We start from the raw sequence: 22,727 nt of genomic DNA on the forward strand, positions 1-22,727 counted from the left end.
CGTCATCTCCTGCTCAATGCGTCGCCGCGCCTTATGGCGACGGAGCCGTTCAGGCAACCGCCCTTTTGAGCCTTTCCACCAGCCGTTCGCGCGCGGCGAGTATGTCGGCCAGCCGATCCGTCAGGACCGATCGTTTGAGGAAGAAGCCGGTCAGGCGCAGTCCGTCGAGTATCTGACCCCAATCGCCCATGCCCCCTTCCAGCAGGAAGGGCGGCAGGGGCAGCAGGCGGCTTTCATAGCCTATCGCTGCGGCACGGCTGACGGCGGCGGCGCTGCGCGGGCTGACGAAAGCCAGATCGTCCGGAGCGCCCATCACCGCGCAGCGCGTCAGATCCAGCCCGAAGCCCAGTTCAGCGAGCAGCAGCAGTTCATAGCGCACCAGCGCCGCCGCCCATCCGCGTGCGGCAGGCGCTGCCTCCACGGCGGACAGAACGCCATCGAGCGCGTCGTGGAGCGTAGGGAAAGGCGTGCCTTCCGAAAGAGTTACGGCGGTCAGCGCGCAGCTCCACTCGATCGCGGCGGACGGCAGCGGTTCGGCATGGAGCGGCGCGCGACTATGCGCCAGTTCGACCGTCAGCCCGGCCAGCTGATCGTCCGTCCGGGCGCGAAATTCGGCCATGACGCTGTTGCCCGCCAGCAGCACGGGCCGCATCGTGCGTGATCGCCCGCCGCGCACATAGCCCGCGATCATGCCATGGGCGGGCGTCAACAACCGTGCGATAACGCCATGTTCGCCATGGGCGCGCAGGGAACAGACAAGGGCAGGCGTGATGAGCGTGGGCACGCAGCCCTCTTAACCCCGCATCCGCCTAACAGCTACCGCCGTTCGCCCGTCAGGCTACGCGTAATTCCTGCAGCACGCTGCGCACGGTTTCCTGCAACGCCTCCGACCGGCTGGCCAGAGCGCTGGCCACGGAGTCGGTTTGATCCATCGCCCCCTGCGCCTCGACCAGCGCGGCGCTCAGGGCGTCGGCCTGCGCGGCGGCATTGGCGATGTGGCAAGCCATTTCTTCCGTCGCGGCGGCTATCTCCCCGGTCGCCCGAATCTGGTCGGCCACTTCATCCGCGATGGCGGCAGCCGAAAAGTCGATCGTCTCCGCCGATCGCGCGGCGATCTCGATCGCGCTCGATACACTGGCGGCCGCCCGACGAATATCATCCAGATAGCGATCGATCTGCCGCGTAGCGTCGGCAGTCTGCGTTGAGAGGCTTTTCATTTCGGACGCGACGACCGCGAAGCCGCGCGCATCGCCCTGCGAACGGGCCGCCTCTATCCCGGCGTTGAAGGACAGGGTGCGGCTTTGCCCGGCGATCTGCGAAATGAGCGCGACGATGGTGCTGGCAGCGTCGACGGTCGTGGCGAGCGCCTGTACTTCGGGGGTCAGCGCACGAGTCGCCTCCGCCCCCTGATGCGCGCTCTGCCGGGTGCGGCCGGCACTGCTGCCCACCTCCCCGATCGAGGTTGCGAGCCGTTCAGTGTCCTGCGCCACCGCCCGCACGTCGCCCCTCGCCCGGACATGCGCCGCGCGCAGCTCGTCGGATCGGGCCGTAGTACGATCCAGCAGGTCGAACAGCCATTGTTTGCTGGTGGACAATTGGCGGGCCAGTTGGCCCAGATCGCTGACGACGGCGCCAAGCCGCGCTTCAAGCGCATCGGCGACAAGGCGGCGACGGTCGGTGGCTTCCTCCGCCCGGCGCGCCGCTTCCTCCACGACGCGTTGGCGGTCGGCCACGACCTGCGCCTTTTCCAGCGCGACCAGTGCAGCCTCGGCCCGCCCCTTGGCTTCATCGGCCACCACGCGCAGGGCGTCGCTGCATGCCTTTTCCGCTGCCTGCGCACGGATCATCTGGTCGAGCCGCGCCACGATCCATAGCAGCGTTGCCGTCTGCAAGATCAGGATCGTCGCGTGGAACAGGACGCGCGGCAAGTCGCCGCCGCTGGGAAAGACCCATTCTGGATGCGCATAATTGAGGATGAGGTGATGCACCGCCGTAACCGCCGCCGCCGCCAGCAGCGCCGGCCGGTCCAGCAACGCCGTCAGCGCGGCCAGCGCCGCGAAGAAGGCCATGTGCATGTCCATCTGCCACGGATGATCGCGCAACAGGAATATGTAGAGCGCGGGGAAAGCCATCGTCGTGACGGCCAACGCCATGCGCGCGGGGGCAGTGACGTCATGACGCAGCACCGATAGCGTCGGCAGCAGCGCTAATGCGGCGGCAAACAATGTTGCGAGCAGCGCATCGGGCGATCCGATCAGCGTCGCCGTCACGAACAGCGCTGGTACGTTGAGCCAGAAAACCAGCATCAGCATCCGGGCGCCGGACAGGCGAATGGCTTGCAAGGGATCCGGGGTGGTCATGCTTCACCTGCAGGTTCGGAACCACAAAAGCCTGTGGAGGCAGCGAGCGGAATGATGGCATGAGGCAGCATGGCCTGAAGCAGGCGCGCCCGTTCGCCCTGTACGATCAGCGCGCCGTTGGCGGAACGTCCGACCAGCACCGCCCCGGCGGCGATGGCGATGGCCGCGACGCCCTTTCCATTCTGACTTCCAATGGGCCATAACAGCATCGTCCCCCGCTGGGACGGCATGACTGTAAGCAGGACCAGTAAAATTATCACGCCCAGCATCTGCGCGATTGAGCGAAAATACGTCCTGGTTCCCATAGACCCCGCCTCCCCCCGTTGCCGAGCAATATGTCCAATAGGGAAGGTTACAGGAATATCTTAACAGGGCATTATGATCAGTCCGGATCGCATTTATTTACGCAGAGTATTCGCAGGGCGAGGAAGTCAGCCGCTGACAAAAGGTCAGCCGTGGAAATAATCATAGACCTGCTGAGCCACCGCCTTTGACACGCCGGGCGCGCGGGCCAGATCCTCCAGCGCGGCGTCGCGCACCGCGCGGGCCGTGCCGAAATGCATCAGCAAAGCCTTTTTGCGCGCTGGGCCGATGCCGGGCACTTCGTCAAGCGAACTGACAGTGATCGCCTTGCTGCGCTTCGCCCGGTGCGCGCCGATGGCGAAACGGTGCGCTTCGTCGCGCAGGCGTTGCAGGTAGAACAGCACTGGATGATTCACCGGAAAGCTGATTTCCCGCCCGTCGAGCATGTGAAAGACCTCGCGACCGTCGCGGCCATGATGCGGCCCCTTGGCAACGCCGATCATGCAGACATCCTCTATGCCCATTTCCTCCAGCATGGCGCGGGCGGCGGATAGCTGCCCCTTGCCGCCGTCAATCAGCACCAGATCGGGCCATTCGCCGCTGTCGCGATCGGGGTCTTCCTTCTGCGCCCGACCAAAGCGCCGCTCGAACATTTCGCGCATCATCGCGAAATCGTCGTTAGAGATCACCGGGTCTTTCATGTTGAACTTGCGATAGGCGTTCTTGCGGAACCCCTCCGGCCCAGCGACTACCATCGCGCCCAAAGCGTGCGCGCCCTGTATATGGCTGTTGTCGTAGATTTCGATCCGGTCCGGCACGCCGTCCAGCCCGAAAGCCTCGACCATATCATCCAATATGCGGCCCTGGCTCGTGGTTTCTGCCAGACGGCGGTCGAGCGCCTCGACCGCGTTGCGTTGCGCCTGCTTTATCAAGCGGGTGCGGTCGCCGCGCTGGGGGATTTCGATCTTCACCCTGAAACCTGCTCGTTCGCTGAGCGCCTGCATCATCAACTCGCATTCGGCGGGCTGGCGGTCGGCCAGGATCAGGCGGGGCGGCGGCACTTCTTCATAAAATTGCGCCATGAAACTTTCCAGCACCTCATCCTCTGCCACATCGGCGGTGTGGACGGGGAAGAAGCTGCGATGGCCCCAATTCTGACCACCGCGAATGAAGAAGGCCTGGATGCACATGGCTCCACCCTTCGATGCCAGCGCGAAAATGTCGGCGTCGCCCAGCCCTTCGGCATTGATCGCCTGACTGCCCTGAATGAAGGTCAGCGCTTTCAACCGGTCGCGAATCACCGCCGCCTGCTCGAAATCGAGGGACTCGGCGGCCTGTTCCATCGCCGCGCCCAGCTTCTTTTGGACAGCCGTCGATTTGCCGCCCAGAAAATCCTGCGCATCCTGTACCAGTTCGGCATAGCCCGCCGGGTCAATGCGATCGACGCAGGGCGCCGAGCAGCGGCGGATTTGATAGAGCAGGCACGGCCGCGATCGGTTGGCGAAGAAACTGTCGGTGCAGGATCGCAGCAGGAACAGCTTTTGCAGCGCGTTGATCGTTCGCGTCACAGAACCCGCGCTGGCGAAGGGACCATAATAGCGCCCCTTATATTTACGCGCACCGCGATGTTTCTGGACGCGGGGGAAGCTGTGGTCGTCACGCAGCAGGATGAAGGGGAAACTTTTATCGTCACGCAGCAGGACGTTATAGGGCGGGCGGTAACGCTTGATGAGTTGCGCCTCCAGCAACAGCGCCTCGGCCTCGCTATTGGTGGTGACGATGGTCATGCTGCGCGTCTGGGCGACCATGCGCTGAAGCCGCCGGGGCAGGCGATCGACCTGGGTATAGTTGGCGACGCGATTTTTCAGCGCGCGGGCCTTGCCCACATAGAGCACGTCGCCGCGCGCGTCATGCATGCGATAGACGCCGGGGCGGATCGGAAGCGTCTTGAGCGTGGTGCGGATCGCCTCCACCCCAGCATCAATGTCCGGCTGGCTGCCGGTAATGGTGAAACTCGCCTTGTCTTCGTTGAAGCGATCGGGGGACTGTGGGCCGGACATGGGGCAGAGATAGCGTCGCGCGCGCCTTTCGCAATGGCGCAGGTTGATCGCGGCATCCTCAATCCTATCTATGGCCCACGCTGCCGGTCCCGGCGGCATTCCATCATTAAGGACATCAACCATGAGCGTAAAAGCCTATGGCGCCCACGCAGCCGACAAGGCGCTGGAGCCGATTACGATCGAGCGGCGCAGCGTCGGCGCGCACGACGTGCAAATCGCCATCGCCTATTGCGGCGTTTGCCATTCCGACCTGCATCAGGTGCGTTCAGAATGGGACGGGACGCTTTTCCCCTGCGTACCGGGCCATGAAATCGTCGGCCATGTGACGGCGATCGGCGATCAGGTCGATGGCTTCCAGGTCGGAGATACCGTCGGCGTCGGCTGCATGGTCGATAGTTGCCAGTCCTGCGCGTCCTGCGACGAAGGGCTGGAGCAATATTGCGAAACGACCGGCTTTGTCGGCACGTATAACGGCCCGACCAATGACGCGCCCGGTCACACGCTGGGCGGCTATTCGCAGAGCATCGTGGTCAAGGACCATTCGTGCTGAAGGTCAGCCATGCGGCGGACCAGCTTGCCGCCGTCGCCCCACTGCTGTGCGCCGGCATCACGACATGGTCGCCGCTGCGCCACTGGAATGTCGGGCCTGGGCAAAAGGTCGGCGTCGTCGGCATCGGCGGCCTTGGCCATATGGGCGTGAAGCTGGCCCACGCGCTTGGCGCGCATGTCGTGGCGTTCACCACGTCGGAATCCAAGCGGCAGGATGCACTGGATCTGGGCGCGGACGAAGTCGTCGTGTCGCGCAACCCCGATGAAATGGCGGCGCATGCCAACAGCTTCGATTTCATCCTGAACACCGTCGCGGCCAGCCATAATCTGGACGCTTTCACCATGTTGTTGAAGCGCGATGGGACGATGACCGTGGTGGGTGTACCGGAACATCCGCATCCTTCGCCCAATGTCGGCGTGCTGATATTCGGTCGCAAGGCGATTGCCGGATCGCTGATCGGCGGCATTGCCGAAACGCAGGAAATGCTCGATTTCTGTGCGGAAAAGGGCATCGTTGCCGACATTGAACTGATCGCCATGCAGGACATCGAAACCGCCTATGCGCGGATGGGAAAGAGCGACGTCAAATATCGCTTCGTCATCGACAACGCTACTTTGGCGGGCTGACAGAACGGGCGGGTGCCTTTTGGGGCGCTCGCCATTTTCCGCGATGGTGGGTCAGCAGAAAAACCCCCTCGACCTCTCGACCTGATCTGCTCCGAAATAGAAATATAATTTCACGTCCGTTCGGGCTGAGCTTGTCGAAGCCTCGTCCTTCTCTTTGAGAGGGGAAGCAAAGCCCTTCGACGGGCTCAGGGCGAACGGACGTGGTGTTCTGTTCAAAACGGGGCGTGAATGGCCGCGCTGTTTGGAAGCGTTCGGGGCCACAAACAAAAAGGGCCGGTGCGACGATGCGCACCGGCCCATTTTGTTTGCAATATCTTGCGATCAGTTAATCGTGCCGAGGCGTCCTATCGCATGATCGACCAGTTCCTTGTCCGCCGAAGCGTCATGGCCCTGTGCGATCAGCGTCGCGGCGGCGGCGGTCGCGGCGTTGACGGCGCGGGTGCGGATCGCGGCGACGGCGGTGCGCTCGGCCGCGCCGATCTTGTCCTCGGCCATTTTCTGGCGGCGGACGACCAGCGCTTCGGCGTTGACCTTCGCATCAGCGATCAGCGTTTCAGCTTCATGCTCTGCGGACTTGCGCATCGCTTCGGCTTCACCGGTCGCAGCGGCAAGCTTCGCCTCATATTCGGCTTTCAGCGCATCGGCTTCCGCGCGCAGACGCGATGCTTCGGCAAGCTGTTCCTTGATCTGCGCGATCCGGCCGTCCAGCGCGCCACCGATCAGGGCAGGCACTTTTTTGAACAAAAGGATGCCGATGAAGACGGCCATGGCCAAGCTGACCCATGCGGTGGCGTCCATGCCGACTGCCTGAGGATCAGTATGCGGCGCGACACCTTCGTGCGCGACGGTGCCGACCGGTTCCATGCCTTCGGAATGAATGGCTTGATCCAGTGAAGGGGCGGTATCGCCCTGATGCTGTGCTGCTGCCTCAGCCATGCGCCAATGCCGCCTTTACTGCGTTGCGGGCCGCTTCGTCCGACGCTTCCACGCCGGCAATACGTGCCACCATGTCGCGCGCCGCTTCGGCTGCGACGGTTTCGATCTGGGTCAGGGCAGCATCGCTTGCTGCCTTGATCCGGGCTTCCGCCGCATTGATCTTCGTGGAGACCTCCGCATCGGCGGCTGCGAGTTGCACTTCGGAAGCCTTGGCGGTTTCGCTCTTGGCCTTGGCCAGCGTCGCCTGAGCCGCGGTGCGGCTTTGTGCGTCACGGACGCGATAGTCAGCTTCCGCTTCGTCGGCGCGCGCGAAGGCCGCCTTCGCTGCATCCAGATCGCCGGTGATCTTCGCATCGCGCGCATCCGCCGTGCCCTGCACCTTGGGCACCATGCCGAGGCCGATGACAAAGAAGACGAAGCCGAACGTCAACAGCAGCCAGAATATCTGACTGGAGTAAGTGTCGGCGATTTGCGCGATTTGAGGCATGTTTTTCCGTCCGATCAGGGCGCGGGTATCAAGTGGGTGCGGATAACGGGCGGGGGCAGGACAGCGCTATCGCGCCACCCTGCCCCCGCCGTAAGCCGTTGTCAGGCCACGAACACCAGGATCATGGCGATAACGAACGCCAGCAGACCCAGAAGTTCCGCCGCAGCGAAACCGATGAACAGACGACCCTGCTGGCCGTCGGCAGCGCCAGGATTGCGCAGCGCGCCTTCCAGGAATGCGCTGAACACGTTGCCCACACCCAGGGCAGCGATGCCTGCACCAATTGCGGCCAGGCCAGCACCGAGCAGCTTTGCGGCTTCTGCGTCCATGTCGTAAACTCCTTCTTTAAAATACAATATTTGTTGACGAAATCAGATGAAACTCAGTGCAGATTTTCGGCATCGTTGAGATAGACCGAAGTCAGCAGCGCGAACACATAAGCCTGGATCACCGCGACCAGCATTTCCAGCGCGCTGATGCCGACCATCAGGATGAAGCTGGCTGTGCCGACGGTCAGGCCCAGCGCTGGCGAAGCGTTGGCGCTGTTGATGACGAACCCGGCCAAAACCTTCAGCAGGACGTGGCCAGCGGTCATCGCGACGAACAGTCGCAGGCCCAGGCTGAATGGACGCACCATGAAGGAGACGAGTTCGATAAAGAAGAGCGGCACCACCATCAAAGCGGGCGTGCCATGCGGGATGAACAGCGAGAAGAAGTGGAAGCCATGCTTCCAGAAGCCAACGATCAGGACGATCGAAAAGCTCATGATCGCCAGCACGCCGGTGGCCGTAAAGTGGCTGGTGAAGGTGAAGGGGTGAAGCCCGACCAGACCCAGCGGCAGCAGACCCAGAAGGTTGGCCAGCAGGATGAACATGAACAGCGAGAAGACGTAAGGAATATATTTCTTGCCGCCCTCACCCACGTTGGAAATCAGCAGGTTCTTGATGAAGCCGGTCATATATTCGACCGCCATCTGCCAGCGACCGGGCACCAGTTCGCGCTTCATGCCGCCGACCACGAAGATCCACAACACAATGGCAGCCAGCACCATATAGAGCGCGCTGTTGGTGAAAGCGATGTTGAAGCCGCCGAGCGACAGGTGATCCGTACCGAACAGGGGTTCGATCGCAAACTGATGCATCGGATCGATTTTGCCGGATTCTGCCACGCTGGACCCCTGTTACGTCGTCTATTCGGACTAAAACTAAAGCGTCCCTTATTCCGGGGGACGCTTTGTCGTCGTCAATCTGATGATGTTCCTGAACGCCGCCACGATCCCCAGACCGAGGAAGGCGAGCAGGAGCCACGGGGATGTGCCAAGCAGCCGGTCAAGAACCCAGCCGATCAACGCACCACCGACAAGACCACCGATCAGTTCCGCAAGAACCCTGTTGCCGAGGCGAGACCCATCGTCCGCCGCTTGCTCAGTAGCCCCCTGCCTGACCTTTTCGACATGTTCGGCGCGTGCGATCCGCTCTTCCAACGAAGCGATCCGCACGTCCTCCCCCGCCGGGTCCTGTCCGGGTCCATCCGCAACCATGTTCATCCTCCATCCGGGTTTGACCCCTTATGGCAGGCGACATGGCAGCTTGCGGCTGCACCCGTCAAGGCGCGGTCCGTTTAGAAAGGGGATTGCGGATAGTCAACCATGGTTAGGGCAGAGAATAGCCTGCCCGAACGAAGGAAGCACAAAAGTCCGCCAGAGCGGATTATTCAGCCCGCCGTCGCGCAATAGGCAGGCAGCGCGATCGCCCCGCTTTTGGTTTGCCATGCGCCTGAGCCGATCCGGTAGGCCTGACCGGGCTTCACCCGGCTGCTGAGCGTCTGGCAACCCGTGGCCGCTGCGACATCCTGCACCGTTACGCCGCGCTGGCCCGCCAGTTGCGTATAAGCGGCGCGGCGCTTGATGTTGATCGATTCGACCTCGGCTCGGACATCTGCACCGACTGAACCGACGATCCCCAGATAACCGTCGGCCTGTTCGCCCACCGTCCCCGCAGCCATGGCGGCTGCCACGGTGCCCGACTGGGCACGCGCGGGCGCGGTCAGGGCAAAACCGGACACCAGCGCAACGGCGGCGCCGGCCGCGATCATGAGTATCTTGCGTGTCATTGCGGGAACAACTCCGGGTTATTCTGGATCAGATCCTGGGCATCGCGTTGCAGGCGGACAACGACCTCCTGCTGGACTTTCACGTTCAGATTGATTTCGATCGGTTTGTCGGGCGCCTTCACCTGGATGCATCCACCCAGAGTCAGAATGCCCAAACCGGCGATCATGATGCTTCTTGTCGTCATTGCTGCCCCTTGGTTACGCTCTTGTCGCTTTCCGCAGGCTGAACCGCAAGCCCCTGCACAGCTTGCGCCCGCATCTTTTCCTGCGCCTGCTTGCCGATTTCGTCGCGGATGGTCTGGGTCGGGTCGATGAAAGACTGCGCCGTGCCCAGCAAACCACGGAATGGGGCGGAAATGCGGACGTTGAAGATGAAGGGCAGGCCAATGAAGCTGCGCGCAATCCCGCCCGGCGCATCGCCCAGCTTGCCACGATTGACGCCGTTGAACACGACGTTTGTCACCATCTCACCATCCAGCGCGCCGTCCATCAAAATGGTCAGGCATTTATACTGGAGATTCTTGAGCGCATCGAAGGCCATCTTGCCCATCACGCCCAATTGTTCGTTCGACACCGGCCCGACATAGGACAGCACGCCCGACTGGCGTGCAGGATCGCAGGGAATCGTCGGCAGCACGCCTTCGGGCATGATGAGCGGCGGCAAGCCCTGTTGCCGCGCGACCAGCACGCCGCCCGCGACACGCCCACCCTGCGCGTTGAAGATCAGCGGCATGATGCCGTCGAACGTGCCGGTGGCGGAGATATTGTCCAGCTCCATTGCCTGAATGAACGCGCCCGCGTCCAGCCCGACAACGCGGAACGTCATGTAGCGATCGACGTCAGCGCTGAAGTCCATGGTGGTCGGCAACAGGTCGAGTTGGCCGCCGGAGAAGGGCCAGCCGCCGCCTTCGATCCGCACTTTCTGCCCCGCTTCCAGCCGATAGCGCACTGTGCCATCGCGCACTTCGACGCCCGGATTGACCGATTTGATGTGGGCCACCTGCCCCGGCGCGGTGACGATTCCGATCAGGTCGGTGAAGTGGATTTCGCCCGAAAGCCCCTCGACTGGACCAAAAGCGGCAGCGAGTTTGGCGTCGTCGGTGCGGAAAGTGCCAGTGCTGGTCACGGTCGATCCGGTCCAGTCGATCCGCCCCTGCCCCGTCACATTGGCCACCACATTGGCGACGACGCCGCGCGCGAGCAGGGTGACGTCTTCGGGTTGGAGCGTCGATCCGAAGGCGAGACCGGGCACGGACAGGTCGGCATGGCCACGACCGCTGCCAAGGTCATGGGCGATGACGGTCTTTGCCACCATTGCCTTGTTGCGGGGGGCGGTCAGCGTGCCTGTGGCGGCGATGCGGCCATCCTTCAACGTCAGCGCGAAATCGGGGACCGACAGCGGGTTGAAGCGCGCGGACGGCTGCGAATCATGCACGGTCATCGCGGCGTGCAGGGCCAGCGCGCCCTTGACGAAGGACCAGTCGCCCGCGCCCTTTTCCACGATCAGCGGCACCGTGCCGATTTGCCCGCCTGCGTCAGCGAGCGTTCCGGCAAAGCCCTGCGGCGTTGTGTGGCCTTGCAGCGTGGCGGCGGACAGACGAACAGGCGCGTCGTTCGGGCCGATGGAAAAGATGGCGTTGGCCAGAGCAAATCCGGTCTGGCCCAATGCCACGCGGGCATGATCGGCAGTCAGTTGCATCGGGCTGTCACCGCTACGCCCGTTCAGGGCCAGCTTGCGAATCTCCGCCCCGCCGCGCATGCCGCCGGGACCGGAGGCGAACAATGCGGCGTTGCCGATGGGGCAGAGTGTCTGGCGCGTTTGCCCGACCGCGAAACTGCCATAGCGCGCTTCGACCAGCGACACCGGCACGCAGCGACGATTGACGCTGATCGCGCCATTGGCGGCTACATCGCCTTCGATCGGGATGGTCAGGCCGCGCAGCCGTCCGTCCGGCAACGGGCCGTCAAGGCGCATGGCGGTGGCAAAGCGAGTCGCGCCGTTGGCGTCGGCGGTGAAGCGCACCGGTTCCAGTGCGATCCGGGCATCGCCCTGCGCATAGGGATCAACGAACAATTGACCGCCAAAGCCACCACCCGAACGCCGTGCCAGCCGCAATGCCGCCTGCGGCAGGCCGCCGCCCTGCATGGTGATCGCCCCGTCGAGCGCCCAGTCGACCGCCGCCCCGGCGCGGCCGGGCCAGCGCAGGGTCAGCCGTCCGTCGGGTGCCAAGCCGGCCTGTGCGGCACTGCGCGACTGGAAGCGGCTATCCGTCAGGACGAGGGCGCCTGTGCCTGCGCGCTGCACGAGCGCGACATGCGTGTCTATGCGGTTATCGTCCCCGGCCCGTTTGACGGCGTCGGCCAGTCGCATGGCGAGCGGCCCTACCGGCGTGCCGTCGGTTGATCGGCGCAACGACGCCAGCGGATCGCGTTCGGCCATGCGCACATTGCGCCCTGCCAGTCGCCCGTCGAATCGTGCCTCGCCTGTCTTGATCGACCATTGACCCGACAGGTCCGCCTGTTGCAAACGTGCGCCCCCGCCCGACAAAGCCTGTGCCGCGACACGCGCCTTGCCGCTCGTGCCATCCTTGCCGCCGTCAAAGTCGATCCGGCCTGATGGCGATGCCAGCACGACGCCGCTGCTTTTAAGCGCTGCGCCCGACAGGTCGGCATGGCCGCTCCACCGGTCGAGCGCCGCGCTCAGCGTCAGATCGATCGTCGCGGCAGGACTGGCGATCGCCGTGCCTGCGCAGGCGATGGCGGCGGCACGCGTGGGCCCGATCAGGTGGGGTCGGCCCTGCTCCATGACGACGTTGAGTTGTGCGGTTGCCTGCGTCGCGCTGCATCCGGCAAGTGTCGCGCGCGGCATCGCGGCGACGACTTTACCGTCGAAGCCCGAACGCAAATTGCCCGATCCATCGATCTGCATCCCCACCCCGCCCGCGTCGGTCGCAAGGGTCAGGCGCGCGTCCGCAAGCGAGAGCAGGATGTCGGGCAGGCTGAAGGGCGCGGTCGATTGCGAGTCGCGGAATTTGTCGAGTTCGCCAAGGTCCAGCACACCGTCATGCAGTGAGCCACGCAGCCGCACGCCCCCTGCCCGCACGGCAGCAACATGCGGGGTGATGCCACTGAACGCGATGTCTATTTCCACCCAACTGGCGGTCAGGTCAGGTCGTGCGGGATCGCCAAGGACGATATTTTCGATCCGCTGCGTCCGCAGGCCTAAGTCTATCAGGTCATAATTGGCGCGAACGTCCAGCGCATTGAGTTCGCGCCCAATGAAATTTTCCGCGATCGGCGCACGTTGCGTCCACAATCCAGCCAGCACGAGCACCAGCGATCCAGTGCCCACTCCCAACCAGCGCAGCCAGCCCCGGCGAACCGCCTCTTCGCCGTCCTGATCTTCCATCTTGTTCGCCAACCCCGGCTTTCATGCGACGCTAATGGTCCGTAACGGGTCCATAACGTCCGGGCGAGGGGAAATATCCTTGCCCGGAAAATGCGCACCTTATAGCGTCGGGCGTGTTACGGAAGGGCCAGCAGCAAGGGGGCGCGATCTTTGGCCGATCAGGATGCGACAATCGCGCATGACGGCGCCGGGCATCGGTCGCGTCTGCGCGCCAAACTGGCTGAGACTGGCGGCGACACGCTGCACGATCATGAACTGATCGAATATCTCCTCGCGCTGGCCATTCCCCGTCGCGACACCAAGCCGCTGGCCAAGGCTTTGTTGCGGGAGTTTGGCGGCATCGGCGGATTGATGACCGCCGACTGGCAGGCGATCGCGCGCGTGCCGGGCATGGGCGACACAAGCATCGCAGCGATCAAGGTCGTGCAGGCGACGATGCTGCGGATGCTGCGCAACGAAGTCGCCGCCCGGCCAGTGTTGGCCAGTTGGCAGGCACTGCTCGACTATCTGCGCGCTGACATGGCATTTCTGGGCGTGGAGCGCGTGCGGGTATTGCATCTGAACGCACGCAATATGCTGATCCGTGACGAAAATATGGGCGACGGGTCGATCGATCAGGCGGCTATCTATGTCCGTGAGGTTATTCGTCGTGCGATCGATCTGGGGTCGGCGGCGATCATCCTGGTGCATAATCACCCGAGCGGATCGCCCGAACCAAGCCGACAGGATGTCGACGTCACGCGGCAGATCATCGAAGCGGGCAAGCGGCTGAACATCGCCGTTCACGATCATATCATCATCGGCGCGCAGGGGCATGTGAGCATGCGCGCCAAGGGATTGTTGTAAAGAACGTACGGGGCGAACCGTTCACGTTCCCCGGCGCAGGCCAGGGAACGGAATGTTGGTAAGGCTGCCTATCTTTCCCCCATGAGGGAGAAGACAGGTTCGCGCTTATTCCGTGAAGCCGAAGTTCAGGAATTCCGGCACCGGGCCGTTCCAGCCATCGTCCGGGCCGTCATTGGCCTGCTCATTGCGGCGCGACTGGCGCTGTTGGGCGACGGGTGCGGGCGCCCGGTCGGGGCGAGGCTGGCGACGGGGTTCCTGTTCACGGACGGGTTCTTCGCGCGCAGGTTCCGCCATGGGTGCCTGAACTGCTGGCGCAGGCTCTTGCTCTGGGACTGGTGCTGCAACCTTGGGCGCGCGGGTGCGCGGCTTTTTCGCTTCGGGCGCTGCCGCAGCTTCAGATGCAGGAGCCGCACGCCCATTGCGCTTTTCACCACCGACGCGGCGACGGTCGGACTTGGGCGCAGCCTTGGCGCCGTCGGCCGTATCCTCGCGCGTCGAATCTGACCGCTCCGATTCGCCCGGCAGCGCTTCGTAGGAAATCTTCGTGCCGATCAGCTTCTGGATATTGTCGATCGCCTCGGCATCCGCTTCAGTGACGAAAGTATAGGCGACGCCGGTTGCGCCCGCGCGGCCGGTGCGGCCGATGCGGTGAACATAATCGTCCGGGTGCCAGGGCGCGTCATAGTTGAACACATGGCTGACGCCCTTGATGTCCAGCCCGCGCGCAGCGACGTCCGACGCGACGAGGATGTTGACAGTGCCGGCACGAAACCGCTCCAGTTCCGCGATGCGCGATCCCTGGTCGATGTCGCCATGGATTTCGCCCGACTTGAAACCGGCGCGTTGCAGGCTCTTGTTCAGGTCGCGCACGGTGGTCTTGCGGTTGCAGAAGATGACCGCGCTGGTGACGTTCTGCGCCTCCAGCATATGGGCAAGCAGGTCGCGCTTCTTGCGCGACTCGACCTTCACCAACCGCTGCGTGATGTTGGTCGATGCGCTGGCGGGGCGCGCGACTTCGATGGATTTCGGGTTGGACAGAAATTTGTCGGCCAGTTTCTTGATGACCGGCGGCATCGTCGCGGAAAACAGCAATGTCTGGCGCTGCGCGGGCAGCTTTGTGCAGATTTCCTCGATGTCGGGGATGAAGCCCATGTCGAGCATGCGGTCGGCTTCGTCGATGACCAGCAGCGAACAGCCGTTCAGCATGATCTTGCCCCGACCGAACAGATCCATCAACCGGCCCGGCGTCGCGATCAGCACGTCCACGCCCTTTTCCAGCGCGGCCAACTGGTCGCCCATCGACACGCCGCCGATCAGCAGGGCCATGGAAAGTTTGTGATATTTCCCGTATTTTTCGAAATTCTCGGCGACCTGTGCGGCCAGTTCGCGCGTCGGCTCCAAAATCAGGCTGCGCGGCATGCGCGCGCGGCTGCGGCCATGGGCCAATATGTCGATCATCGGGAGCACGAAGCTGGCCGTCTTGCCTGTCCCCGTCTGGGCAATGCCGATAATGTCCCGCATCATCAGGACGGACGGAATCGCCTGCTCCTGAATAGGAGTCGGCGTGTCGTAACCGGATTCGGTTACGGCCCTGAGCAATTCGTCGGAAAGGCCGAGATCGGCAAAAGTCATTCAATGGTCCGGAACAGGAGGCTTATCCGGCCTGCGCGAATGCGGGACGGAAATCGGGCGCGCATTGCGGAAATATCAGCCGCTTGTCAAGGAAATCGCACTTTTCAGGCGTACCAATAGCGCTGTCAGGGCATCAATCGTCCGGTTCGGCGGCAATCAGTCGTTTGAAACTCTCTATGCTGCAACTCATGCCACCGCGCGCCTGCAATTCGTCGCGTCCTGAACAGAGCGATCCGTCCGCATCCGGTTCGACATAGAAGCCGGAATAGAATCGAGCGGCGTCGCATCCTTTGCCAAGCCGTGCGCGGTAACGATGGTCGTCGGTCAGGATCAGATCGACACCGTTGCGCACCGCGATATGAGCCGCGCGAATCGAGCGCAGCGCCACGCATCGCGGCCCCTTTTTCTCATCCCACGAATCGCGCGAATCCGGCGTGATCCGCACGGGAGATTTGCCCTTCTTGGCCAACGGCACGCGGATGATCACACGTTGCTGAATCGACAACTGCGCCCATTGCACGGAATCGGCGGCGGACGCGGCGAGCAGGGATATGGGCAACAACAGGACGGATTGGAACAAGACGAACCCCTTTGGAACCATGGTGCTAGCGCGTTGTGGTTGAACCGTCGATGAATTCCGGGGCATAGGCCTGTTTCATGATCGCACAGACCATCATCGACCGCTTCATCGCCCTGCTGGGGCCAAAGGGCGTCACCACCGACCCCGACGATATCGCACCATGGGCCAGCGACTGGCGCGGGCGCTATCATGGCAGGGCAGCAGCGATCCTGTCGCCTGTATCGACGCAGGAGGTTGCAGCGGTCGTGACGCTGGCGCGAGAACTGGGCGTCGCATTGGTGCCGCAGGGGGGCAATACGTCGATGGTCGGTGGAGCAACGCCGCCCGCTGACGGTTCCGCTCTCATCCTGTCGCTGCGCCGCATGAATGCTATCCGCAGCCTGTCCGCGCAGGACAATCTGGCCGTGTGCGAGGCGGGTGTGATCCTGAGCAATCTGCACGACGCGGCGACGGCTGCGGGGCGGCGGTTTCCCCTGAGCCTGGGCGCGAAGGGATCCGCCACGATCGGCGGACTGGTATCGACCAATGCCGGCGGAACGCAGGTTTTGCGCCACGGCACAATGCGCGCGCTGGTCGAGGGGGTGGAGGCTGTGCTGCCCGATGGCAGTATCTTCGAAGGGCTGGACGCGCTGAAGAAAGACAATCGCGGCTATGACATCAAGCAATTGCTGATCGGCGCGGAAGGCACGCTGGGCATCGTCACGGCGGCGGCGCTGCGGCTAGCGCCTGCCATCGCGGCGCGCGCGGTAGGCTGGGTCGGGGTCGCCTCCCCCGCCGATGCGCTTGCCCTTTTGCGGCTGACGGAACGCGAACTGGGCGACAGCGTCGAGGGCTTCGAGGTGATCGCCGACGAAACGCTGGGCTTCGTGCTGGGACACATCCCCGGCACCCGGTCGCCGATCGAGACCCGCACGCCATGGCATGTGCTGATTGAGGTCGATCATGCGACCGCCGCCGATCCCGGCCCCTCCGAACGGCTGGAACAGGCGCTTGGTGCCGCCATGGAGCAAGGCATCGTGATCGACGCCGCGATCGCCGCGAGCGAGGCGCAGGCTGAAGCCTTCTGGCGCATCCGCGAATCGCTATCCGAATCTGAAAAGGCGCAGGGTCCCGCGTTGCAATATGACATCAGCGTACCGGTGGCGCGGATGCCCGCTTTCATGATCGACGCTGCCGATGCCGCGCAGGCGCATTTTCCCGGCACCACCGCATCATCCTTCGGCCATCTTGGCGACGGCAACGTCCATTTCCACGTCCGTGCGCCACGCGGCACGACCGACGGCCGGGCATGGATCGCGGAGCAAGGACAGGCGATCAACGCTTTCGTCCATGATGCGGTGGTCGCAGCGGGCGGCTCGATTTCCGCCGAACATGGCATCGGCCAGATGAAGCGCGCGGAACTGGGGCGGCTGGCCAGTCCCGCGCGGATCGGCGCATTGCGCGCGATCAAGGCCGCGTTCGATCCCGACGGCCTGTTCAACCCCGGCAAGCTCATCCCCCTGCCCGACGAAGGATAACCGACCCGAAATCGCAAATGAGGCGGCGAAGGAAAGCAATTGCCTCCCGCCGCCTAGGTCTTTATCGCCCTCACCCAGATTTACGCCCGGCGGCGCATCCCATTGCGTTGCTTCACTGACAGAAATGGACACCGGATCATGGCCAGCGCGCCCGCCAATACTCTGCCGATTTTCTACAACGACCTGATCCCGCTCAGCAGCCAGGACCATGTCGATTTTCGCAGCAAAGCCGTCGATGCCGCGCCGTTCCTGACGACCCAGCACGCCATTCCCCTGACCATCGACGAATTCGTCTCCGCCCAGCGTTTCGTGCCGATCATCTTTTCGGCGGGCGCGGATTCGGTTCCCCTGGCACTGATGGGCCTCAATGAAGGCGTAAACATCTTCGTAGATGACGAAGGCAAGCTGCGCGGCCCGGCCTATGTTCCTGCATATGTCCGCCGCTATCCCTGGATGCTGGCCAAACTGCGCCCCGACGTCGATGAACTCTCGCTCTGCTTCGACCCGACCAGCGCTGCGATTGGTATGTTCGAGGATGGCCAGGCGCTGTTCGAAGATGGCAAGCCCAGCGAGCTGACGCAGGGCGTGCTGAAATTCTGCGAGGATTTCGAGCAGGCGGCGGCCCGCACCGGCCAGTTCGTGCGCGAGCTTCAGGAAATGGACCTGCTGATGGAAGGCGAAGTGACGATCCAGACGCCGCTGGCGCAGGAGCCCTTCATCTATCGCGGATTCCGCATGATTAACGAGGAAAAGCTACGCGACTTGCGTGGCGATCAGCTACGCAAGATCAACCAGAGCGGGATGCTGCCGCTGATCTACGCTCACCTCTTCTCGCTTCAACTGATGCGCGACATTTTCGAGGCACAGGTTGCACAGGGCAAGGGGCCGATCGCCATGCCCGCGCTAGCACAGGAAAATGCCGAACCAGCTTCGGCCTGAACGGCAAGTTAACCCGAAGCGGTTATAATCTTTACAAGAAAAGTCGCTTCGCCCCCTTGAAAGGCGAAGCGACCTGGCCTACTTACTGAACATGCGATGCACCTGCCCCCCTTTCGGGTGTATCGTATGGGCGCTTCCCCCTTTGGAGGCGTCTCCTCCCTGAACCTTGGCCACCCCATGCTTGCATGGGGTGGTTTTTTATGGAGCGGCGTTGATCCGGCGCAGTTTCCCTTGACGAAAAGCAGGACGCTGCATAGACGCACCCTCCTGCCGACCGCCTGGCGCGGTCCATGGCCCCTTCGTCTAGCGGTTAGGACGCGGCCCTCTCACGGCTGAAACACGGGTTCGATTCCCGTAGGGGTCACCAAAATACTCTCCCATAGGGTTTCAGGAAGTGCCGAGAACGGCGGATTTCTGCGGTTTTTCATGATAGTTTGCCGCGATTTTGGCCACCTCTAACCGCTTCAAGGCCGTGGCCAACGAATGGCTGGTGAAAGTCGAGCGCGAAGGTCGCTCCGCCGTCACGATGAAGAAACTGCGCTGGCCGCTCGACTTCATCAATGCGGCGTTGGGCAAGGGCCGCTACAGACTGCTGGCCTTCCCATTTGCCAGCCGACGCCTTTTATGGCCGATTTCTTTTTTGGCGTTCTCGATCATTTCCAGTTCGGTGACGGCCAGCAAATCTTCTGACACGCGGGTGAGATGGTCCCGCATGGCGGCGCGGGCCATGTCGCTGTTGCGCGCGACGAGTGCGTCATAAATGCGACGATGTTCGTCGGGTCGTGGATTAATGCCACCTTGCCGGGCCTGCTCGAACATATGTCGGCAAAGGGGGGAGGATTCCCGCAAGTCCCACAGATGTTCGATAGTCTGCTCGATCAGGCTGTTTTTCGTACCCTGCGCAATGGCAAGATGAAACGCCCGATCCAGCGAGAGTTCGACGCTCGATGCAGGATTTGCAACTTCCATCCGGCCTAATATCGCCTTGAGTTGCTTCAGTTCATCGTCGGTCATGACCGCGCTCGCCAATGCTGCGGCCTCTCCTTCGAACATCAGGCGGGCTTCGATCAGTTCGAACGCGCCCACATTCAATTCCGCAGCCGCGCCGCCATTGTCTGGCGGGACGACGACATAGACGCCCGATCCGTGCCGAACTTCGACAAGTTCGCGAATTTCCAGTGCGATGATCGCTTCCCGAACCGTAGGGCGGCTGACGCTGAACTGCTCGGCCAGATCGCGTTCGGGCGGCAGCCGGGATCCTGGCAGATGCAGGCCGTCCCGGATGCCACGCTCGATTTCAAGCGCCACGCGCTGATACAGTTTCGTCCGTTCTGCCATGCCGCTGGCATGTCACAAGGCCTGAACCTTCGCAAGTCATCTTACCAATCGCAATAATGCGGTTTACCACATCCGCATCATGTCGCCGACAAGGCTGGATAGTTGAAGGTTGCGCCTATCAGGCTAATGATCCTCCTACGCAACGACGGATCGGTCCCTTGCCCGATCGCGTCATCACTGACGCGCTGCGGCGACCGGGACGATCTCCAGCGCGGACACGATGGCTTGCCCGACCTTGGGCTTGAAAGCGATCATGATGCCCTCCTTCCCGGCGATCGCGGGCAGGCTGCGCGTGATCGCCTTCAGCGTGCCGCCAGCGGTAGCCGCGACGTCGAATCCAGCCAGTACCGTTTTGCCGTTGATCGCCACGTCGAAGACGCGCTTGCTGCGCTCCGCCGATGGCTCCACGAAGTGGAGGACCACGGTGTAGCGACCGGGCCGGGCCGGAATGCGGTAGGCAAAATCGCCAGATCGGTATGTCGCGGCCTGATCCCGATTAGCCGTGCCAGTGATCGCAGCGGACTGGAACGGGGCATAACGATTTTTGCGCGTGTCTGCGGTGCCCGGCGTGCCACCTTCGAAAAAGGCGTCGGAACCGAAGCGATGCGTCGCATCGGGCGCCGCCAAAATGGCGCCACTGTCGATACGGAATGTATCCGCTGCGTCGCGTCCTGCCGTCCAGTCCGCGCTGTCGCTCTGCATTCCGTTGGTGAAGCGCGCACGCGCCTCGATCCGGTTCTGGCCTTCGCTCAAACGGACACCGGGCCAGACACAGGTCGCAAAGGCGCAGGCGCGCATCGTGCCGATGGATGTGCCGTTGACCAGCAATTCGGTTTCCGGCGCATTGCTGTAAACCTTGATGTCGGTGACGCCATAGGCGCGATCGACATAGCGTTTGCCCGCAATCTGCACCGCCGGACGGGCCGACCAATTGACGCGATAATACCACCAGGCGTCCTTGCGGATCGCGCCGTCATAGGTCGCCAGACCCTTGGTATTGATGTCGATGGAATCGCCTTCCTTGCGGACCTTGGTCGCAAAGTCGAAGCTGTTCCATAGCCAGCTGCCCCACAGATAGGACTTCGCCTTCACCTGCGGCCAGACGCGTTCATGCAGCCAGGCCTGATATTCTTCCGGCTGGTCGCGACCCGACGCATTGATCGGTCCGCCCTCGGGATCGTCGCTATGCTGCGACGTTGCGCCGCCCGCCCCATATTCGGTCAGGGCCAGCGGCTGCCCGGCATGTTTCCGGTGCAGGTCGTCCAGCACCGACGAGAAGTCGTCCGCCTTGCCATAATACCAGCCCATATAGCGATTGACGCCCAGCCCGTCGGTAATCCCCGACACGTCGGGCACGCCCGGCATCCCGTTATTCTCGCAACAATTGGCGAGCACGGTCGGACGGATCCTGTCTTCCGCCTTGGCCAGCGCGTTGAGATCGGTCAGCAGGCCGCGCGGATCAGGAACCTCGCTCACCGCCTTGCCAATGAAGTCGGGCCGGTTCGGGCCGAAATCCACTTCGTTGGCGATCCCCCACACCGCCACGGACGGATGGTTATAATTCTGCCGGATCATCTCGACCAGTTGCTGACGCGCATTATCGACCACGGCTTTGGGTGCCTCGGTTTCATCCGGCGACAATGTCCATGCCGTCACCAGCGGTATTTCGTCCCACAGGATCAGGCCCAGCCTGTCCGCCAATGCATGCACGACCGGCCCATGTTGATAGTGGGTCAGGCGGATCGTGTTGGCGCCCATTTCATGGATCGTGGACACCATGGCTTCAATGTCGCCTTCGCTCAGCGCCCATCCGTCCTTGCCGCTGTCCTGATGCAGCCCCACGCCGTGCAGGGCCAGGACATTGCCATTCAACAGAAAGCCGCGATCGGGATCGAGCGCCATGGTGCGGACGCCGAAGGGCTGACTGACGCTGTCCAGCAATGCGCCCTTTGCATCGCGAAATTCCGCGACCATCGTGTAAAGATAGGGATCGGCCGTGCCCTGCCACAAATGCGCCTTGTCGATGGTCAGGTCGATGCGTGCTTCCCCGTCGGCCCGCGCGCCCATGTGAATGGGGCTGACCTGCCGGGCGACGTCCTTGCCATCCTTGTCGACGAAGCGGATGATCACTGCACCGCGCACAGCCCGTTTGGCGTCATTGCGAATGCGCGACATGATGGAAATCGCGGCTCTGCCATTGTCTATCGCGCGCGTCTGCGCATAGACGCCGCTGCCGCCATGATCGAGCATCGCGAAATGCGCCGCCTGCGTCACGATCATCTTCACCGGGCGATAGAGACCGCCATGCACGAAGAAGTCGCCTGCCAGTGGCAATGTCGGCTGCACGCCCTTCGTCTCAGGCGAGCGGTTATCGACCTTCACCAGCAGGATGTTGCTGCCGCCCGGCCGGTAAGCCGACGTCGCATCGAAACGAAAGGCCGAAAAGCCGCCCGCATGACTGCCCAGCCTTTGCCCGTTAAGCCACACTTCCGCCGTCCGGCTCGCCGCTTCGAACTCCAGCCACAGGCGCTGCGACCCTGACATGTTCGCTGCGGGCAGGGTCAGCTTGTACCAGCCGATGCCCTGTGTCTGGTCGATCGGGCGGTTGAGCGTCGTGGCGGCCGGACTGCCCGGCAAATAGGAGCCTATCCGGTTCCAGCTATGCGGAACCTCCACCGGTTGCCATGTCGAATTACCCTGGGGCGGCCCAGCCGAATCCCCCATTTGGAAACCCCAGCCGGACGTCAGGGCGACACTCTGCCTTATATCCTGAGCAGCCGCAGCAGCGACAGGCTGCGCAAGAAGGACGGTCGGTGTGGCGACCGAACATAGCAGCGCCGCCGACAGCATGGATAACCGGTGGGGGATCAAGGCGCTCTCCTGGAATAGCTCAAATAACGACGAATGGTATGACCACTCTGTCGTCGAGACGAATTATTGTCAATCCAATTGGCCAACGCTCTGCGCCAGACATCCGAGCAGGCCGTAATGCCAACCTTGTCGCTGCGATGATGGCTATGGGGAAAGGCGCG

The 22,727-nt window shown here is 62.9% G+C and carries 20 protein-coding genes, 1 tRNA gene and 1 pseudogene; 5 read left to right on the top strand and 17 right to left on the bottom strand.

Annotated elements, in window-relative coordinates; genetic code table 11:
• Positions 1-49: 49 nt before the first annotated feature.
• The 4 genes from recO to uvrC form a co-directional block, all read right to left on the bottom strand.
• Positions 50-784 carry a DNA repair protein RecO gene (gene recO / locus WA070_RS13250; RefSeq protein WP_422634403.1) on the bottom strand — a complete coding sequence of 245 codons (735 nt, stop codon included), beginning with the start codon at positions 782-784 and terminating at the stop codon, positions 50-52.
• A gap of 49 nt (positions 785-833) precedes the next feature.
• Complete coding sequence (locus tag WA070_RS13255) at positions 834-2,360, bottom strand: methyl-accepting chemotaxis protein (RefSeq protein WP_422634404.1); 1,527 nt, start codon at positions 2,358-2,360, stop codon at positions 834-836.
• The gene (locus tag WA070_RS13260) at positions 2,357-2,665 is read right to left on the bottom strand and encodes a hypothetical protein (RefSeq protein WP_422634405.1); all 309 of its coding nucleotides are present in this window, start codon (positions 2,663-2,665) and stop codon (positions 2,357-2,359) included. The genes WA070_RS13255 and WA070_RS13260 overlap by 4 nt, the downstream gene beginning before the upstream one ends.
• 144 nt (positions 2,666-2,809) lie before the next feature.
• The gene (uvrC, locus tag WA070_RS13265; RefSeq protein ID WP_422634406.1) at positions 2,810-4,723 is read right to left on the bottom strand and encodes an excinuclease ABC subunit UvrC; all 1,914 of its coding nucleotides are present in this window, start codon (positions 4,721-4,723) and stop codon (positions 2,810-2,812) included.
• Positions 4,724-4,844: 121 nt separating this feature from the next.
• Here uvrC and WA070_RS13270 point away from each other — a divergent pair.
• A pseudogene (locus tag WA070_RS13270) lies at positions 4,845-5,899 on the top strand (NAD(P)-dependent alcohol dehydrogenase).
• Between the two features lie 321 nt (positions 5,900-6,220).
• On the opposite strand, the gene WA070_RS13275 reads toward WA070_RS13270, so the two are convergent.
• The 8 genes from WA070_RS13275 to WA070_RS13310 form a co-directional block, all read right to left on the bottom strand.
• A complete protein-coding gene (locus WA070_RS13275) occupies positions 6,221-6,835 on the bottom strand; it encodes a F0F1 ATP synthase subunit B (protein WP_422634407.1) in 615 nt (204 codons plus the stop codon).
• Positions 6,828-7,322: an ATPase gene (locus WA070_RS13280; protein ID WP_422634408.1), complete on the bottom strand. Its 495-nt coding sequence runs from the start codon at positions 7,320-7,322 to the stop codon at positions 6,828-6,830. Before WA070_RS13280 ends, WA070_RS13275 begins: the two co-directional genes overlap by 8 nt.
• A gap of 101 nt (positions 7,323-7,423) precedes the next feature.
• Complete coding sequence (locus WA070_RS13285; RefSeq protein ID WP_006961951.1) at positions 7,424-7,651, bottom strand: F0F1 ATP synthase subunit C; 228 nt, start codon at positions 7,649-7,651, stop codon at positions 7,424-7,426.
• A 53-nt stretch (positions 7,652-7,704) separates the two neighbouring features.
• The gene (locus WA070_RS13290; protein ID WP_422634409.1) at positions 7,705-8,490 is read right to left on the bottom strand and encodes a F0F1 ATP synthase subunit A; all 786 of its coding nucleotides are present in this window, start codon (positions 8,488-8,490) and stop codon (positions 7,705-7,707) included.
• Positions 8,491-8,538: 48 nt separating this feature from the next.
• The gene (locus tag WA070_RS13295; protein ID WP_422634410.1) at positions 8,539-8,862 is read right to left on the bottom strand and encodes an AtpZ/AtpI family protein; all 324 of its coding nucleotides are present in this window, start codon (positions 8,860-8,862) and stop codon (positions 8,539-8,541) included.
• Positions 8,863-9,035: 173 nt separating this feature from the next.
• Positions 9,036-9,434, bottom strand: a complete 399-nt coding sequence (locus WA070_RS13300) for a YdbL family protein (RefSeq protein WP_422634411.1) — start codon at positions 9,432-9,434, stop codon at positions 9,036-9,038.
• Entirely contained in the window at positions 9,431-9,619 is a 189-nt protein-coding gene (locus tag WA070_RS13305) for a YnbE family lipoprotein (protein WP_422634412.1), read from the bottom strand. Before WA070_RS13305 ends, WA070_RS13300 begins: the two co-directional genes overlap by 4 nt.
• Positions 9,616-12,843: an intermembrane phospholipid transport protein YdbH family protein gene (locus WA070_RS13310; protein ID WP_422634413.1), complete on the bottom strand. Its 3,228-nt coding sequence runs from the start codon at positions 12,841-12,843 to the stop codon at positions 9,616-9,618. Before WA070_RS13310 ends, WA070_RS13305 begins: the two co-directional genes overlap by 4 nt.
• 150 nt (positions 12,844-12,993) lie before the next feature.
• On the opposite strand from WA070_RS13310, the gene radC reads away from it, so the two are divergent.
• Positions 12,994-13,689: a RadC family protein gene (radC, locus tag WA070_RS13315; protein WP_422634414.1), complete on the top strand. Its 696-nt coding sequence runs from the start codon at positions 12,994-12,996 to the stop codon at positions 13,687-13,689.
• Between the two features lie 105 nt (positions 13,690-13,794).
• On the opposite strand, the gene WA070_RS13320 is transcribed toward radC, so the two are convergent.
• Positions 13,795-15,321 carry a DEAD/DEAH box helicase gene (locus WA070_RS13320; RefSeq protein WP_422634415.1) on the bottom strand — a complete coding sequence of 509 codons (1,527 nt, stop codon included), beginning with the start codon at positions 15,319-15,321 and terminating at the stop codon, positions 13,795-13,797.
• 133 nt (positions 15,322-15,454) lie between these two features.
• Complete coding sequence (locus WA070_RS13325; RefSeq protein WP_422634416.1) at positions 15,455-15,901, bottom strand: hypothetical protein; 447 nt, start codon at positions 15,899-15,901, stop codon at positions 15,455-15,457.
• Between the two features lie 77 nt (positions 15,902-15,978).
• Here WA070_RS13325 and WA070_RS13330 point away from each other — a divergent pair, with 77 nt between their 5' ends.
• From WA070_RS13330 to WA070_RS13340, 3 genes are all read left to right on the top strand, one after another.
• On the top strand, positions 15,979-17,418 hold the full coding sequence (locus tag WA070_RS13330; RefSeq protein WP_422634417.1) for an FAD-binding oxidoreductase: 1,440 nt from the start codon (positions 15,979-15,981) through the stop codon (positions 17,416-17,418).
• Between the two features lie 138 nt (positions 17,419-17,556).
• Positions 17,557-18,357: a SapC family protein gene (locus WA070_RS13335; protein WP_422634418.1), complete on the top strand. Its 801-nt coding sequence runs from the start codon at positions 17,557-17,559 to the stop codon at positions 18,355-18,357.
• Between the two features lie 292 nt (positions 18,358-18,649).
• A tRNA-Glu gene (locus tag WA070_RS13340) sits at positions 18,650-18,724 on the top strand.
• A 20-nt stretch (positions 18,725-18,744) separates the two neighbouring features.
• On the opposite strand, the gene WA070_RS13345 is transcribed toward WA070_RS13340, so the two are convergent.
• From WA070_RS13345 to WA070_RS13355, 3 genes are all read right to left on the bottom strand, one after another.
• A complete protein-coding gene (locus WA070_RS13345; protein WP_422634419.1) occupies positions 18,745-18,933 on the bottom strand; it encodes a hypothetical protein in 189 nt (62 codons plus the stop codon).
• A gap of 6 nt (positions 18,934-18,939) precedes the next feature.
• Complete coding sequence (locus WA070_RS13350) at positions 18,940-19,695, bottom strand: FadR/GntR family transcriptional regulator (protein WP_422634420.1); 756 nt, start codon at positions 19,693-19,695, stop codon at positions 18,940-18,942.
• A gap of 174 nt (positions 19,696-19,869) precedes the next feature.
• On the bottom strand, positions 19,870-22,566 hold the full coding sequence (locus WA070_RS13355; protein WP_422634421.1) for a glycoside hydrolase family 2 TIM barrel-domain containing protein: 2,697 nt from the start codon (positions 22,564-22,566) through the stop codon (positions 19,870-19,872).
• Positions 22,567-22,727: the final 161 nt, after the last annotated feature.

The sequence above is a fragment of the Sphingobium sp. genome, assembly GCF_049304695.1.
In the GTDB taxonomy this organism is placed as follows: Bacteria; Pseudomonadota; Alphaproteobacteria; order Sphingomonadales; family Sphingomonadaceae; genus Sphingobium.

Bases quoted from the DNA above. Each gene is read 5' to 3' on its own strand.
- WA070_RS13255 (WP_422634404.1), bottom strand. From the start codon at position 2,360: ATGACCACCCCGGATCCCTTGCAAGCCATTCGCCTGTCCGGCGCCCGG.
- WA070_RS13260 (WP_422634405.1), bottom strand. From the start codon at position 2,665: ATGGGAACCAGGACGTATTTTCGCTCAATCGCGCAGATGCTGGGCGTG.
- uvrC (WP_422634406.1), bottom strand. From the start codon at position 4,723: ATGTCCGGCCCACAGTCCCCCGATCGCTTCAACGAAGACAAGGCGAGT.
- WA070_RS13275 (WP_422634407.1), bottom strand. From the start codon at position 6,835: ATGGCTGAGGCAGCAGCACAGCATCAGGGCGATACCGCCCCTTCACTG.
- WA070_RS13280 (WP_422634408.1), bottom strand. From the start codon at position 7,322: ATGCCTCAAATCGCGCAAATCGCCGACACTTACTCCAGTCAGATATTC.
- WA070_RS13285 (WP_006961951.1), bottom strand. From the start codon at position 7,651: ATGGACGCAGAAGCCGCAAAGCTGCTCGGTGCTGGCCTGGCCGCAATT.
- WA070_RS13295 (WP_422634410.1), bottom strand. From the start codon at position 8,862: ATGGTTGCGGATGGACCCGGACAGGACCCGGCGGGGGAGGACGTGCGG.
- WA070_RS13300 (WP_422634411.1), bottom strand. From the start codon at position 9,434: ATGACACGCAAGATACTCATGATCGCGGCCGGCGCCGCCGTTGCGCTG.
- WA070_RS13305 (WP_422634412.1), bottom strand. From the start codon at position 9,619: ATGACGACAAGAAGCATCATGATCGCCGGTTTGGGCATTCTGACTCTG.
- WA070_RS13310 (WP_422634413.1), bottom strand. From the start codon at position 12,843: ATGGAAGATCAGGACGGCGAAGAGGCGGTTCGCCGGGGCTGGCTGCGC.
- WA070_RS13320 (WP_422634415.1), bottom strand. From the start codon at position 15,321: ATGACTTTTGCCGATCTCGGCCTTTCCGACGAATTGCTCAGGGCCGTA.
- WA070_RS13330 (WP_422634417.1), top strand. From the start codon at position 15,979: ATGATCGCACAGACCATCATCGACCGCTTCATCGCCCTGCTGGGGCCA.
- WA070_RS13335 (WP_422634418.1), top strand. From the start codon at position 17,557: ATGGCCAGCGCGCCCGCCAATACTCTGCCGATTTTCTACAACGACCTG.
- WA070_RS13350 (WP_422634420.1), bottom strand. From the start codon at position 19,695: ATGGCAGAACGGACGAAACTGTATCAGCGCGTGGCGCTTGAAATCGAG.